The organism is Microbispora hainanensis, from assembly GCF_036186745.1.
Classification (GTDB): domain Bacteria; phylum Actinomycetota; class Actinomycetes; order Streptosporangiales; family Streptosporangiaceae; genus Microbispora.
In genome coordinates this window covers 7,825,763-7,841,032 of record NZ_CP108086.1, presented here as the reverse complement: position 1 = coordinate 7,841,032, position 15,270 = coordinate 7,825,763, and the positions used below count along the sequence as shown (strand labels likewise).

9 protein-coding genes are annotated in these 15,270 nt (G+C 69.4%); 2 read left to right on the top strand and 7 right to left on the bottom strand.

The window, feature by feature from the left end; all coding sequences use genetic code 11:
• Positions 1-11 precede the first annotated feature (11 nt).
• The 3 genes from OHB01_RS35580 to OHB01_RS35570 form a co-directional block, all read right to left on the bottom strand.
• Positions 12-812 carry a DeoR/GlpR family DNA-binding transcription regulator gene (locus OHB01_RS35580; RefSeq protein WP_221890004.1) on the bottom strand — a complete coding sequence of 267 codons (801 nt, stop codon included), beginning with the start codon at positions 810-812 and terminating at the stop codon, positions 12-14.
• A gap of 426 nt (positions 813-1,238) precedes the next feature.
• A complete protein-coding gene (locus OHB01_RS35575) occupies positions 1,239-3,230 on the bottom strand; it encodes a SpoIIE family protein phosphatase (protein ID WP_142651192.1) in 1,992 nt (663 codons plus the stop codon).
• Positions 3,231-3,401: 171 nt separating this feature from the next.
• Positions 3,402-4,667, bottom strand: a complete 1,266-nt coding sequence (locus OHB01_RS35570) for an IS256 family transposase (protein ID WP_405396679.1) — start codon at positions 4,665-4,667, stop codon at positions 3,402-3,404.
• 194 nt (positions 4,668-4,861) lie between these two features.
• Between OHB01_RS35570 and OHB01_RS35565 the strand changes: the two genes are divergently transcribed.
• Complete coding sequence (locus OHB01_RS35565) at positions 4,862-6,391, top strand: IS1634 family transposase (protein ID WP_419197557.1); 1,530 nt, start codon at positions 4,862-4,864, stop codon at positions 6,389-6,391.
• Here the strand turns inward: OHB01_RS35565 and OHB01_RS35560 are convergent.
• The 4 genes from OHB01_RS35560 to OHB01_RS35545 form a co-directional block, all read right to left on the bottom strand.
• A complete protein-coding gene (locus OHB01_RS35560) occupies positions 6,344-6,532 on the bottom strand; it encodes a hypothetical protein (protein ID WP_328854571.1) in 189 nt (62 codons plus the stop codon). The two genes, OHB01_RS35565 and OHB01_RS35560, sit on opposite strands and share 48 nt — an antisense overlap.
• Before the next feature lie 89 nt (positions 6,533-6,621).
• Positions 6,622-8,784, bottom strand: coding sequence for a glycoside hydrolase domain-containing protein (locus OHB01_RS35555; protein ID WP_261985962.1), 2,163 nt, complete (start codon positions 8,782-8,784; stop codon positions 6,622-6,624).
• Between the two features lie 263 nt (positions 8,785-9,047).
• A complete protein-coding gene (locus OHB01_RS35550; protein WP_142651191.1) occupies positions 9,048-11,294 on the bottom strand; it encodes a glycoside hydrolase family 3 C-terminal domain-containing protein in 2,247 nt (748 codons plus the stop codon).
• Between the two features lie 157 nt (positions 11,295-11,451).
• Positions 11,452-13,809 (bottom strand): glycoside hydrolase family 3 N-terminal domain-containing protein, encoded by a 2,358-nt coding sequence (locus OHB01_RS35545; RefSeq protein WP_328854570.1) that lies wholly within the window; start codon positions 13,807-13,809, stop codon positions 11,452-11,454.
• A 322-nt stretch (positions 13,810-14,131) separates the two neighbouring features.
• Between OHB01_RS35545 and OHB01_RS35540 the strand changes: the two genes are divergently transcribed.
• Positions 14,132-15,178: a LacI family DNA-binding transcriptional regulator gene (locus OHB01_RS35540; protein WP_142651189.1), complete on the top strand. Its 1,047-nt coding sequence runs from the start codon at positions 14,132-14,134 to the stop codon at positions 15,176-15,178.
• The last annotated feature ends 92 nt before the right edge of the window (positions 15,179-15,270 follow it).

The following is a 15,270-nucleotide window of genomic DNA, read 5'->3' as shown; positions in this document are numbered from 1 at the left end:
GTCACATTCGATCAGATCTGAGCAACGTGCAGGCGGACGCCCTTGCCGCCCAGCTCGTCGAGCACGTCGTGCGGGGCGGCGGCGTCGGTGACCAGATGGTCGATCTGCTCGGCCGAGACGGTCTGCACCATCGCGTCGACGCCGATCTTGGTGTGGTCTGCCAGCACGACCACCTCCTCGGCGGCGGCGGCCAGTGCCCGGTCGACGCAGGCGACCTGCATGTTCGGGGTGGACAGGCCGCGGTCGGCGGTGAGCCCGTTGCCGGAGACGAAGGCCCGGCGCACGCGCAGCCCGGCGAGGGACCGCTCGGCCGCGCTGCCGACGAGGGCGAGTATCGGCCCGCGCAGCGTGCCGCCGGTCAGCATCACCTCGATGCGCGGGGAGTCGGCGAGGGCCTGCGCGACCAGCAGCGAGTTGGTGACCACGGCCAGCTCGGTGTGCCTGCTCAGCCTGCGGGCGAACTCCTGGGTGGTGGTCCCGGGGCCGACGACGATCGCGTCACCATCCTCCACCAGCGACGCGGCCAGGTCGGCGATGGCCGACTTCTCCGCCGAGGAGAGCGTCACCTTCTGGACGTAGCCGGCCTCCCGGTTCTGGTCGCCGGGCAGGGTGGCGCCGCCGTGGTGCCGGTTGAGCAGGCCCTCCGACTCCAGCGCGCGCAGGTCGCGGCGTACGGTGACCTCCGACGACTGCACCGCCTGGGCGAGCTCGCGCAGCGAGACGGCCCCGTTGGCCCGCACCAACTCCAGGATGCGCCGGCGGCGCTCGGCCGCGAACACGGGCCGGCGCCCGTCGCTGTCCCTGTGGACCACGCCCTCACCCTCCGCTGTGATCGGTTCCGGTCATAGTCGACCAGCCACGGCGCGGCACCGCTGACCGGGGATGAACGATTCATCCGATCCCTTGACTGAGTGGGGCCGCCTGTGGTGCTTATTTGAGGACGATACTTGACTCCTGTCCGAATCTGATCGGTTCCGGTCGGAAGGCGCGTTTCCCGTGTGTGTGCCGTGTCCGCGGCTCCGATCTCGACTCTCCCCTCACGCCATGGCAGGTGGTCGCCGGCGCGCCGTGCGGAGCGCATGGTGTCGCCGCCGAAGGCGGCCCGGCTCTCCTCCGGCATGATCCTCGGCATCGGCCTGGAACTTGACGTCCTGTGCGGCTGGACGCGCGGCCGGAACGCCTAGGTGACTCCACCAGTATCGTGCCCCTATTTACCTAATAGCTTTAGGTAACCGGTTTCAGGCGTAGGGTATGCGTACGGCGATGACGGCGACGTCGTCTTTCTGGGCCACGGGCAGCCGGCTGAGCAGCATGTCGCAGAAGGCGTCCAGGGGCGCCTGGGCCAGGGAGGCGGCGGCGCGGCGCAGGCGTTCCAGCCCGACGTCGAGGTGCTCACCCGGCACTTCCACCAGGCCGTCGGTGTAGAGCAGCAGCGTGCTGCCCGGGGGCAGCGTCGCGACGCTGCTCGCGCGTGACATGTCGTAACCCACGCCCACCACGGGATCGACGGCGTCGTCCAGGTAACACGCCCCACCGTCGCGGGTGACGAGCAGGGGCGGCGGGTGACCGGCCACGGAGTAGTGGAGCACCTGCCCGCCGTCGTCGTGCTCCTCCAGACGGGCGAGGACGCAGGTGCCCATGGCCTCGGGGTAGAGGACCTCGGCGGCGACGTTCAATCGCCGCAGGGTGTGTCCGGGAGGCTCCCTCCGGTCGATCGCGAGGCCCCTGAGCGCGTTGCGGATCTGGCTCATGGTGACGGCTGCGCTCAGGTCGTGCCCGGCCATGTCGCCGATGGTCAGGACCAGGGAGCCGTCCGGCAGCAGGAAGGAGTCGTACCAGTCGCCGCCGATCTGCGCAGCGGTGGCGGACGCGGAGTAGCGTGCGGCGATCTCCAGGCCCGGCACCTGCGGTGGGTCCGGCAGCAGGTACCTCTGCAGGGCCAGCGCGACCCGCTGCGTGCGCTGGAATCGCATCGCGTTGCTGAGGTGAGGGTGCGCGTGGTCGAGCATCCGCCCGATGAGCTCGACGGCCATGGCGCCGAGCGGTTCGCGGTCCCCAACGACCACGGCGTGCACGACCGCCGCCACCGCGCCGTCCACAATCACCGGAACCATGACGCAACTGTTGACGCCGGCGACCGACTCGCCGTTGAGCACGACACCGGCCGGCGCGTGCCCCTGGGGAAAGTCCCGGTGCACCGGCCTGCGGGTTGTGATCGCCGCGACGAAGTCGGAGTCGGCGTCGAACACCTCCTGACCCGCCAGGGGAGTCGCGCCCGCCGGCACGATGCCGGCCACGGGCATGGTGACGAAAGGCAGCGAGATCGGCTGCTCCTCGAATTCCGGCAGCACGTAGATGGCGCATCCGTCGGCCAGAAGGGGCACGATCACCTCGGCCAGCGCGCGCAGCACCTCGTCCAGGTTCGCGAGGTTCGCGGTCGCGGCGGCGACCTGGTCGAGCAGCAGCCTGTGCTGTCGCTCCTGCCACTCCTGCTCGATGTCGGCGATGGTGCCGACCCACTCGACTATCTCGCCGTCCTCAATGATCGGTATGCCTTGCACGCGAACATGCCGGTAGTCGCCGCCCGGCGTCCGGACCCGGTAGACCTGGTGAAGAATGTCCTGCCGTTCCACCGCCTCGGCCCACTTCTCGAGGGCGGGCTCACGGTCGTCCGGGCACACCGCGTTCAGCCATCCGTTGCCGCGGTGCTCCTCCCATGGCTGTCCCGTCAGCCGCTGCCAGCCGGCGCTCGGTTCGCTCACTTTGCCGACGGGGTCGGTCACCCATACCGCCTGTGTCTGCAGTCGCACCAGGTTGCGATAGCGCTGCAGGAACCTCCGCTGATCCCCGGCGGCGGGACCGGGGAGCCGCCCGGCGAAGACGCGGTCGGTGACGTCCACGACCACGATCAGCAGACCTTCCTCTCCCTCCCGCATGATCTTCGACATGCCGACCGAGGCGAACCGCAGGCTTCCTCGCCCGCCGTCCTCGAAGGGAAGCGCCTCGACCGTCGCGGGCTCACCCGTTTCCAGCACCTGGTCGAACAGCTCGAAACGGTCGTCCACACAAACGTCGCTCAACACTTCCCTGATCGGCGTTCCTCGCTGGTGAACGCCGACCATCTCCTGATAGGCCCGGTTCACATAAAGGAGCCGGTGATCCGATCCGCCGGTCACCAGCACGCCCACAGGCAGGGCGTCAAAGCCGTCGAGGTCTACGTCCAAGATCATGATCTTCGAACTCCTCCGCGCCGCATTGCCTTTTACAACACAGCAGAACGTAGATCCTTGCTTATTCACTATTCATGAATTGTCTCTGCGGCGCTGTCCGTCGTCCCAGCTTGGCCACCTCTTTCAAGGAGGGCCTGTCCAGCGAACGGTGTAACTCGGCTTCGGTTTGTTCTAGCGGCGGGTTGCTGACAGTCGGCCTTCGAAGGTGATCTCGAAGGCGTTCAGGGCGGCCTTCCACCGGTTCATCCAGCGTTTGCGGCCCTTGCCCGTCGGGTCCAGGCTCATGATGGCCATGTAGACGCACTTGAGCGCGGCCTGCTCGTTGGGGAAGTGGCCGCGGGCCTTGACCGCCCGACGGATCCGGGCGTTGACCGACTCGATCGCGTTCGTCGAGCAGATCACCCGGCGGATCTCCACATCAAAGGACAGGAACGGCACGAACTCCGCCCAGGCGTCCTGCCACAACTTCACGATCGCCGGGTACTTGCCGCCCCAGACCTCGGCGAACTCGGCGAACCGCTCGAGCGCGGCGGCCTCGGTCGGGGCGGTGTAGACCGGCCGCAGCGCCTTGGCGATGGCGTCCCAGTGCTGGCGTGCGGCGTAGCGGAAGGAAGCGCGCAGCAGGTGCACCACGCAGGTCTGCACCACGGTCTGCGGCCAGACCTGCTCGATGGCCTGCGGCAGCCCTTTGAGGCCGTCGCAGACCATCATGAGCACATCGGCGACGCCCCGGTTCTTGATCTCGGTCAGCACGTGCAGCCAGAACTTGGCGCCCTCACCGCCGTCGCCGGCCCACAACCCGAGAATGTCGCGCTCACCGTCGGCGGTGACCGCCAACGCCACATAGATCGGCCGGTTGGCCACCTGCCCATCACGGATCTTGACGTGGATGGCGTCGATGAACACCACCGGGTAGACGGGATCCAGAGGGCGGTTCTGCCACTCGGCCATGCCCTCGATCACCGCGTCGGTGATCGTGGAGATGGTCTGCTTGGACACCTCCGCCCCGTAGACCTCGGCCAGGTGCGCCGAGATCTCCCCGGTGGTCAGGCCCTTGGCGGCCAGCGAGATGACCATCTCATCCACACCCGGCAGCCGCCGCTGCCGCTTGCGCACGATCTTCGGTTCGAAGCTGGCGTCCCGATCCCGAGGCACGTCGATCTCGACCGGCCCGACGTCGGTGATGACCGTCTTGGTCCGGGTGCCGTTACGGGAGTTGCCGCTGCCGCGACCGGCCGGATCATGCTTGTCGTAGCCGAGGTGGTCGGTCAGCTCGCCTTCCAGGGCCGACTCCAAAACCAGCTTGGTCAGCCGGCCCAGCAGCCCGTTCTCCCCGACCAGCTCCAGCCCCTCGGCGCGGGCCTGGCCGACCAGGCGGGCCACCAGCTCACGATCCGACGCCTCATGCTCTTTCCGCGCCACCGCGGTGTCCTCCAGGTCCAGCGCCTCAGACTGCTGGATCACCGTACTCGTCACAGGTGTCTCCTTGATCAGGAGTTACACCGTTGTTTGTACCTGACTTGGCTCACGTTTCAAGATTGTCGCTGAGCGCGAGGCGTTGACCTCGTGGTTCCCCGTCGGGAACGGCGAAAAGTGCGCACTAAATCGATCATGTCTCTACCCTGGTGGCCGTGTCTCCGTACGTGCGGACGGTGAAGACGGCCTCAGGCGCCCGGGCGGTGCAGATCGTCTACTCCTCCCGCCGCGGATCGCGGGAGATCGAGCACATCGGGTCGGCGCACGACGACGCCGAGTTGGAGACGCTCAGGGCGGTGGCGCGTCAGCGGCTGGCCGCCGGCCAGCAGGAACTGGACCTGGGGCTGGACGATGGGCCGATGGCGGGCGGGCCGCTGGAGATCGTCAGCTCGCGGATGGAACACCTGTGGGACGCGCTGTCCCGCGCCTACGACACGCTGGGGTTTGCTGCCGCGGCCGGGGGCGATGAGGTGTTCCGGCAGCTGGTGCTCGCGCGGGTGATCGAACCGACGAGCAAGCACGACAGCCTGCGCGTGCTCGGCGAGGCCGGGATCGATGCGGTGTCGTATGCCACGGTGAAGCGCCGCCTGCCGGACTACGCCGCACCGCAGTGGCGCCAGGCCCTGGCCGGTGCATGCGCGGCCCACACCCGCCTCGGGCCGGCCAGCCTGGTCCTCTACGACGTGTCAACCTTGTACTTCGAGACCGACGCCGGGGATGGGTTCCGCGAGCCGGGCTTTTCCAAGGAACGCCGCCTGGACCCGCAGATCACGATCGGGCTGCTCACCGACTCCTCCGGGTTCCCGCTCATGGTGACCGCCTTCGAGGGCAACAAGGCCGAGACCCACACCATGCTCCCGGTGATCGAAGGGTTCATGGCGGCCCACCACCTGCCGGACGTCACGATCGTGGCCGACGCCGGGATGATCTCCGAGGCGAACAAGCAGGCCATCGAAGCCGCTGGGCTGTCGTTCATCCTCGGCATGAAGATCCCCGAGGTGCCGTATGTGGTCAAGCAGTGGCGGCGCGAGCACCCCGGCACCCCGATCCCCGACGGGCACATCTTCATCCAGCCCTGGCCGTCGGGATCGAGCCGGCCCCGCCGCGACCAGATGATCTACTACCAGTACCGGGCAGAGCGGGCCCGGCGCACCCTGCGCGGCATCGACGAGCAGGTCGCCAAGGCCCAGCGCGCCGTCGACGGGCAGGCGCCGGTCAAGCGCAACCGGTTCATCAGGCTGTCCGGCGCTACCAAGAGCGTCAACACCGAGCTGGTGGACAAGGCCAAGGCCCTGGCCGGGCTCAAGGGCTACATCACCAATCTCGCCGCCTGCCCGGACGGGACGCCCATCACCGCCGAGTTCGTCATCAGCTCCTACCATCGGCTGTTCGAGATCGAAAAGTCCTTCCGGATGAGCAAGCACGACCTCAAAGCACGGCCGATCTACCACCACAAACGCGAGTCCATCGACGCGCACCTGACGATCGTGTTCGCCGCCCTGGCGGTCGGCCGGTGGATCGAGGCACGGACCGGATGGTCGATCAAGAAGTTCGTCCGCACCGCCCGCCGCTATCGCACCGTCCGAATCCAAGCCGGCAACCACGTCCTGACCGCCGCCGACCCTCTGCCCACCGACCTACGCAACGCCCTCAAGCGGATCCGCAGCCCCGAAGGTGCGCACTAAATTGAGCCAACTCAGGTCGGCGCGGGCCTGGCCGACCAGGCGGGCCACCAGCTCACGATCCGACGCCTCATGCTCTTTCCGCGCCACCGCGGTGTCCTCCAGGTCCAGCGCCTCAGACTGCTGGATCACCGTACTCGTCACAGGTGTCTCCTTGATCAGGAGTTACACCGTTGTTTGTACAGTCCCTTCAAGGAAGACGACGCCGTCGATCGTGCCGAGCCGGGTCGGGCCTAGAGGGTGCGGAGGGGCGCGTTGTGCTTCTCGAACACCTTGTAGAGGCCGAGAAGCTCGTGGCCGTACTTCTCGGCGGCGGCGTTGACGCCGTTGTATCGCGCCAGAATCCTGCGGGTGTTGTCATCGCCGGTGGCGAGGCCGGGGCGCGCGACGCCTATCTCGGCGGCTCCCCAGATGTGGACGTACGCCACGGTGGTGATGTTGTACGAAGGGTCCTGCAGCTTCTGCCAGACCGCCCAGAGGTCGGTCTCGTCGGCGGGGTCCAGGATGGCGCCGCTGATGATGCCCTTCTGGATCGCGTGATTGCGGGCTTTGATCGCCGTCGCGGCGAAGATCTGCGCCAGCCCGGTGCTGCAGTCGTTCGTGCCGATCGGGCCGCCGGTGTAGTGACTTCGCACGAGTTTGTCGGCCGCCAGGTCCGCGGGATTCCATTTGCGGATCTCCCACAGGATCGGGGCCTGGATCAGCGCCTTGCGCATCTTCAGACGGCGCGCCAGACCGCTGATCAGCTTGTCGTGGGTCAGCGTGATGTCGAACGCCTTGGTCGTGGTGTTGCAGCCCAGGGTGGCGTTGTCCTTGTCGAACAGATCGCTGCCACCTGCCTCCGGGACGCCGATGCTCGTCAGGTAGTTCCGTACGTCCTGGAGCAGTGCGCCCTTCTTGCTCATGTCGAAGTCGACGTCGAGGCCGGCCGCGACCGTGCCGGGGTCGAATCTGCTCTGACCCTCGTCGAGACCCGAGGCGATGTTGTTGTCAATCTCGATCTTCCCCGCACCCGAGCCGACGGTGATCGTGGCGATCTGGTCGAACGCCCAGTCGGCGGGCATGGGGTAGCCGAGGTTGCCGGAATATCCCGAGGACATGTCGGAGACGAAGCTCGCCGACGTCAGGCCCATGGCACTGACCCGGCTGCAGACGTTGCGGGGTCCGTAGATGCCGACCTTGTAGCCTCTGGCGTGCTCGTTCATCGTGTTCGCGATTCCGCGGAAGTGCGGAATGACATTCGACGTCACCTGATGGTCCAGCGCGTCGAAATCCACGGCGAAATAGATCCGCGTGCCGGATCTGAATCCGTGGCGGCGGGCCCACTCGATCGCGGCGAGTGCGTCGATGACGCCCTGGGCGTACCCGAAGTAATCGACGGATCTACCCGAGGTCTGGTAGATGGGGAAGACGCGCAGGCCCTTCTCGGCCAGCACCGCGAGCTCGCCCGGCTGGATCATCTTGTTCAACGTGGTGTCCGGCACGTTGCACAGGTAGCGGCCCGCGATGCGGTAGCCGGCGGCTTTGAGCGCGTCGGCGCGCGCCGGGGTGATCTCCGTCACGCAGTCGAAGGCGCTGCCTTTACGGGTCGCGTCTCCGGTGGAGACGAGCAGGGAGGCCCAGGTCTGGAAATCCCCCTTGCCGGTGACGGGTAACTTGACGAAAGTCTGAAATCGTCTGACCTGTGTGGACAGCTGGGAATCGAAGGTGCCGGTGAAGGTGACGCCGTCACGCCTGTTGAACACCATCGCAGCGGAGAACAGCCGCACCCAGGGGCCGGAGGAGCCAACGGAGAGGGTGTTGGCCTTGAGACCGGCCTGGGTGGCGGGCCCGAACACTCCGGTGGCCTCGGAATCGCTCATCCCCAGCTCGAACTGGACGGCCAGCATCAATGCCTTCTGGACGTCCCTGGAGAAATATCCGTCACAGGGGACGATGAAGAAGCCGGTGCGATTCACATAGCGAGCGTTCATCCACTGCTGGATCGAGCGGACAACGGGGTTTCCACCGCTGACGACGACGTAAGCGTCCATGTTCAGCAGCGCCTTGAACACCTTCGGCACCACATCGGCGCCCGGATATACGCCGCTCACGCCCGCGTCGGACTTGAGCTTTTGAACGGCGGCGGCGACATGATCATTGAAGATCCCGTCGATTCCTCCGCCGTCATAGCCCTTGCAGTACAACCCCGACTGGATGATCCGGACCAGGTTCGCCGGTGCCCCGGTGCCGGGACCGACGGACGGCCACGTGCTCTGGAGGGTGGACATGGTGGTCGGCCCGAAATTGTCGGACAGCGCGGTGCCGCCCAGCTCGTGTTGCAGGCATCGGGTCAGCGCGCGCATCGTCGACCAGCCGGTTATGCCGTCTTCCGCGACCTTGGTGATGCCGGGCACGTTGCCGTAGATCGAATTGATGAACCGTTGTGCTCGGAGCACCATCTCGTCCATCGCACTCTCCCGTACCGATTCTCGGCCTGATGCGGCACTTATCGAGGTGTGGTGCTACGAGCCCTGCGCCTGAGATGCGGAGGATTATCTGGATCGTCCCTATACGGTGCGATCCTGTCAACGGTTCATTATCGATATTCGGTTGTCACATCCGGAAAGGCGATTTGTCGGTGGCATAAATCCCAAAATGCGCCGGAAATGCCGGCGGCTCAGGCCGCCGGGCCGTCCGACCCGCCCAGGGCGACCAGCTCCCGCAGGGTCGCGTGGGGAATGTCGATGCCGGCGAAGGACAGGAACCGTCCCATCGGCATCGACGAGGCCATCCGCAGCCCGTTCTCGTCGTCCTCCTCGGGCCGGGCGCTCTTCCCGCCGGTGAGCACCCGCAGGAGGGCGGGCCCGGCGAGCGGGTGGGAGAGCCACTCGCCGAGCGTCGAGTCGAGTGAGACCACGGGGACGACGGTGTCACCGCCGAGGCTGATCGTGGTCTCGGCCACGACGGACGAGGCGTTCTCGCCGATCTGGATCGTGTAGTCGCCCGGCGCGACGACCCACCGGCCGAGCCGGACGTCGTAGTAGGCGAACGCCCGCCGGTCGAGGTGGAGCGTGACCAGGCGCGACTCGCCGGGGGCGAGGGAGACCTTCGTGAAGGCCCGCAGCTCCCGGGCGGGCCGCCGTACGGGGCCTGCGGTGGTTGACACGTAGACCTGCACCACGTGCTTGCCCGCCCGGTCGCCGGTGTTGGTCACCCGCACGGTGACGGTCGCCCTGTCGTCGCCCGTGCGGGTGACGGTGAGGCTGTCGGTCGCGAACGTCGTGTAGCTCAGGCCGTGGCCGAAGGGGTAGCGCACGGGCAGCTCGACCGTCTCGTAGTAGCGGTAGCCGACCATGACGCCCTCGCCGTAGCGCACGTGCCCGGCCTCGCCGGGGAAGTTGAGGTAGCTCGGCGTGTCCTGCAGCCGCATCGGGATGCTCTCGGCGAGGCGTCCGGAGGGGTTCACGACGCCGAAGAGGAGGTCGGCGACGGCCGAGCCGCCCGCCTGGCCGAGCAGCCAGCCCTCCAGCACGGCGTCCACGTCGTCGTGCCAGCCCTCCAGGGACACGACGCCGCCGTTGGACAGGACGATCACCGTACGGCGGGCCGCCGCGGCGACCGCGCGGATCAGCTCGACCTGGACGGCCGGCAGGTCGATGGTCTCCCGGTCGAAGCCCTCCGACTCCTCCCGCTCGCCCAGGCCGGCGAAGACGATCGCGACGTCGGCGGACGCCGCGGTCTCGGCCGCCGCCTCGCGAAGCTCCCGCGCGTCGCCCGATCCGTCCAGGGTGAACCCCTGGGCGTAGGCGACGTCCGGGGCGTGGGCGCGGATCGCGTCGAGCGCCGCGTCGACCCGCGTGGCGTTGATGTGGGAGCTGCCGCCGCCCTGGAACCGCGGCTTGGCGGCGAACTCGCCGATCACGGCGATGCGGGCCTCCGCCGAGAGGGGGAGCGTGCCGTTCTCGTTCTTGAGCAGCACGGCGCATTCGGCGGCCAGCTCGCGGGCGAGCGCGTGATGGGCGTCGGCGTCGAACGCGCCGGAGACGCCGCCGTGGCGCCGGGTGAGCGCGACGACGCGGCGCACGCTCGCGTTCACCACGGCCTCGTCGAGCTCGCCCGCGCGGACGGCGTCCACGATGCGCCGGTCGCTCGCGCCGCCGGTGCCCGGCATTTCGAGGTCGAGGCCCGCGGCCAGCGCGGCGACGCGGTCCTGCACCGCGCCCCAGTCGGAGACGACCACGCCGGTGAAGCCCCACTCGCGGCGCAGGACGTCGGTGAGCAGCCACCGGTTCTGCGAGGCGTGCACGCCGTTGACGCGGTTGTAGGAGCACATCACGGTGGCGGGCCTGGCCTGGGTGACCACCCGCTCGAACGCGGGGAAGTAGATCTCACGCAGCGTGCGCTCGTCCACGTCGGCGCTGACCCGCATGCGCTCGGTCTCCTGGTTGTTGGCGGCGAAGTGCTTGACCGACGCGCCGGGACCCTCGGCCTGCAGCGCGTTGACGTGCGCCGCCGCCAGCACGCCCGAGAGCAGGGGGTCTTCCGAGTAGTACTCGAAGTTGCGCCCGCACAGCGGCGAGCGCTTGATGTTCACGCCGGGGCCGAGCACGACCGCCACGCCGAGGGCCCGGCCCTCCCGGCCGACCGCGGCGCCGATCCGCGCGGCCACCTCGGGGTCCCAGCTCGACCCCACCGCGACCGCGGGCGGGAAGCAGGTGGCGGGGATGCTCTCGTTCAGGCCGAGGTGGTCGGAGCCGCCGGCCTCGCGGCGCACGCCGTGCGGTCCGTCGCACAGCGTGATGGACGGAATCCCGGCCTCCTCGAGAGCCTTGGTCGTCCAGAAGTCCCGGCCCGACAGCAGCGAGGCCCTCTGCTCCAGGGTGAGCGCGTTCAGCGTGAGCGCGTCGAGGTCGGTCCGGGCCATCGGGAGCTCCTTTCCTTCACGGGGAGAGTTCAACAGTGTTTCCTGCCCCGGAAGGGAGCAGCGGCGGCGCGGCGGGATCTTCCCGGCGGCGGAGGACAGGCGGACGTGACGGCGCCGCGGCGGGCGGCCGGTCCGCCCGCCGCGGCGCCTGTCACGGTCAGGAGGCCGGTTCCTGCACCCGCGCGTGCGTGGTGAGCCGCCGGGCCCCGCCGAGCACGACGGTGTCGCCGGTCAGCAGGATGTCGGTCCGCAGCGGACGGTCGGCGGCGGACGGACCGGCGGTGAGCGCGATGACGCCCGGCTCGACGATCCTGCGCAGACCGGGATCGGTGTAGGAGAAGGCGTCGGTGGGGACCTCGAAGACCACCTCGCGGGTCTGCCCCGGCGCGAGCGGCACCCGGGCGAAGCCGACGAGCTGCGCGACGGGGCGGGCCACCTGCGCCACCGGGTCGGAGGCGTACAGCTGCACGACCTCCTCCGCCGGCCTGGAGCCGGTGTTGGTGACGGTCACCCGCGCCTCGACCGTGCCGTCCGTGGGGCACCGCTCCGTCGAGGTCGTCAGCCCGTCGTACGCGACGGTCGTGTACGACAGCCCGTGGCCGAAGGGGAAGGCCGGGGTCGGGTCGGACACGGAGATCCCCTCGCTGTGCAGTCCGAGAGGCGGCTGCAGATAGGTGGAGGGGTTGACGAAGGGCGAGCCGGGGATCTGGACGGGCAGGCGGCCCGAGGGCTCGACCCGGCCGCTGAGCACGCCCGCGATCGCCGCGCCGCCCTCCACGCCCGGCAGGAACGCCTGGACCGTGGCGGCGGTGCGCTCGGCGTAGGCGCCGATCGCGTACGGGCGGCCGGACACCACGACGAGCACGGTCGGCGTGCCGGTGGCCAGGACCGCCTCGACCAGTTCCGGCTGCACGCCGGGCAGGGCGAGGTGAGCGGCGTCGCAGCCCTCGCCGGAGGTGCCGTTGCCGAACAGCCCGGCCCGGTCGCCGACGAACAGCAGGGCGAGGTCGGACCGCCCGGCCAGGGCGGCGGCCTCGGCGATGCCCGAGGTGTCGTCGCCCGACACGTCGGCGCCCCGGGCGAAGTCCAGGCCGGCGTCGGGGAACTCGGCCCGCAGGAGGTCGAGGACGGGGGAGACGGGCAGGCCCATGCCGTGGCCGGGGAAACGGCCGAGCACGTGGTTGGGGAAGGCGTAGCAGCCGAGCAGGGTCTGCGGGTCGTCGGCGCACGGGCCGATGACGGCGATGCGGGCGGTCGTCCCGGAGGCCAGCGGCAGCGCGCCGGCAGGGTTGCTCAGCAGCACGACGGAGCGTTCCGCCACCGTGCGGGCAAGGTCGCGGTTGCGAGGGCTGTCCAGGTCGGCCTCGCCGGCGTCCTCCGGCACGAGGGGGCCGTCGTCGAGCAGGCCGAGCTCGATCTTCTGCCGCAGCACCCGGCGTACGGCCTCGTCGACCAGGGCCTCCTCCACGTTGCCGCTGCGCACCTGCTCGACCAGGCGCGAGCCGTAGCCGACCGTCTCGGGCAGCTCGACGTCGATGCCCGCGCGCAGCGCGATCGCACCGGCGTGCGCCTCGTCGGCTGCGACGTGGTGGTTCATGGCGAGGAACGGCACCGCCCAGTAGTCGGCCACGACCGTGCCGTCGAATCCCCACTGGTCGCGCAGCACCCCGCGCAGCAGGGCGGTGCTGGCGGCGACCGGCACGCCGTCGATGTCGGTGTAGGAGTTCATGATGGAGCGGGCGCCGCCCTCGCGGATGGCCGTCTCGAACGGCGGGAGGATGACGTCGGCCATCTCGCGGGGGCCGATGCTGACCGGGGCGTGGTTGCGGCCGGCCCGGGAGGCGGCGTATCCGGCGAAGTGCTTGAGCGTCGCGATGATCCCGGCGTTCTCCAGGCCGCGCACGTAGGCCGCGCCGAGCTGTCCCACCAGGTAGGGGTCCTCGCCGAGCGTCTCCTCGACCCGGCCCCAGCGGTAGTCGCGGACCACGTCGAGGACCGGCGACAGGCCCTGGTGGACGCCGACGGCGCGCAGGTCGTCGCCGATGGCCCGGGCCATCCGCTCCACGAGCCCGGGATCGAAGGTCGCGGCCCAGGCCAGCGGGGTGGGATAGGCGGTCGCGCCGTAGGTGGCGAACCCGGTCAGGCACTCCTCGTGCGCGATGGCGGGGATGCCGAACCGGTTGGCCGCGACCACCTGCTCCTGCAGCTTGCGCAGCCCGGCCGCCCCCTCCGCCGGGCTCACCGGGGCGGTGCCGTACACGCGGGTCAGGTGGCCGACCCCGTCGCGCATCCGGTCGGCGAGGTCCGCGCCGTCCTTCATGAACAGGTCCTGGAGCGGCGCGACGTTGCCACCCGCCGCCTCCGAGCCGGCGGGTGAGATGTCGACCCACACCGATCCGAGCTGGGCGACCTTCTCCTCCAGCGTCATCTCGGCCAGCAGCGCCTCCACGCGCTCGTCGAGAGGCCGGTCGCCGTCCCGCCAGGGCGCGAGCCCCGGCGCGTCTACGAATGTCATGACATCCCTTGCTTGTCGATCCGTCGCGTGGGCCTCGGCCCCGGAAGACGCCGTACGGGACCCAGGTGACGATCGGCCCGGCCGTCTCCGCGTCGCAGCGGAGGCAGACGTCGGTACGCGAGCAACCGCATCGAGCGCCCCCTGCTGATCCGAGCTGTCGTCTGATCCGAGCTGTCGTCTGACTGCGGTCCGAAAGTTTCCGAATCAGGACCGATAGTTTATGTGGACTCTAGGCCGGTGCTCCGGAAGCCGTCAAGGATCCGGCAATGAGACATCCGAAACATTCGGCCGAATGTCCGAAAGTTCGGGCTACACTGCGGCCATGACGACGACCAGGGAGCCGACACCCCCCGACCGCACCCCCTCCCGGCCGCTGACCATCGCCCAGATCGCCGAGCTGGCTGGGGTGTCGCCCGCGACCGTCTCCAAAGTCGTCAACGGCAGGTCGGAGGTCGCCCCCGAGACCCGCGCCCTGGTCGAGGACCTGATCCGCGAGCACGGCTACCGCCGGCAGAAGAAACGCCCCACCGCCGCTCCGCTCATCGAGCTGGTCTTCAACGAGCTGGAGGGCGCGTACGCGATGGAGGTCATCAAGGGGGTCGAGCACGTGGCGCGCGAGCACGGCCTCGCGGTGGTCGTGTCCTCGCTGCAGGAGGACCACCACCCTCCCGCCACGGGCTGGATCGAAGGGGTGATCGGCCGCCGTCCCCACGGCGTGATCGTGGTCTTCTCCGGCCTCACCAAGGCCCAGCACGAGCAGTTCAAAACCCGCGACATCCCCGTGGTGCTGGTCGATCCCACCGGCGACCCCGGGCACGAGCTGCCCTCGGTCGGCGCGGGCAACTGGAGCGGCGGCCTGTCGGCCGCGCGTCACCTGCTCGAGCTGGGACATCGGCGTATCGGGCTCATCACCGGCCCCGCCCACGCTCTCTCCAGCCGCGCCCGGCTCGACGGGTTCCGCGCCGCCATGGACGCCGCCGGCGTGCCGACGGACCCGCAGCTCGTCAGGCAGGGCGACTTCAGCGCCGAGGACGGCCTGGCGCACGCCCGCTCCCTGCTCGCGATGCCCCGGCCCCCGACCGCCGTTTTCGCCTTCAACGACGCGCAGGCCATGGGCGTCTACCAGGCGGCCCACGAGATGGGCCTGCGCATCCCCGACGAGCTGAGCGTGGTCGGCTTCGACGACCTGCCGATGGCGCAGTGGCTCATCCCCGCGCTGACCACGGTGCGCCAGCCGCTGGCCGAGATGGCCGCCGCCGCCACGGCCATGGTCGTCGCCATCGCCCGGGGGGAGTCTCCGGTGCAGAACCGCATCGAGCTCACCACCGGCCTCGTCGTACGCGGCAGCACCGCTCCGCTCGTGGCGTGACATTCGTCACCTGAAGTTTCGGAACACAGACAGAAATTTCGGCGTTGGCGTTCCTTTGCCGGGACGTGGCGCGCGGGGGCGGTCACGCCGGC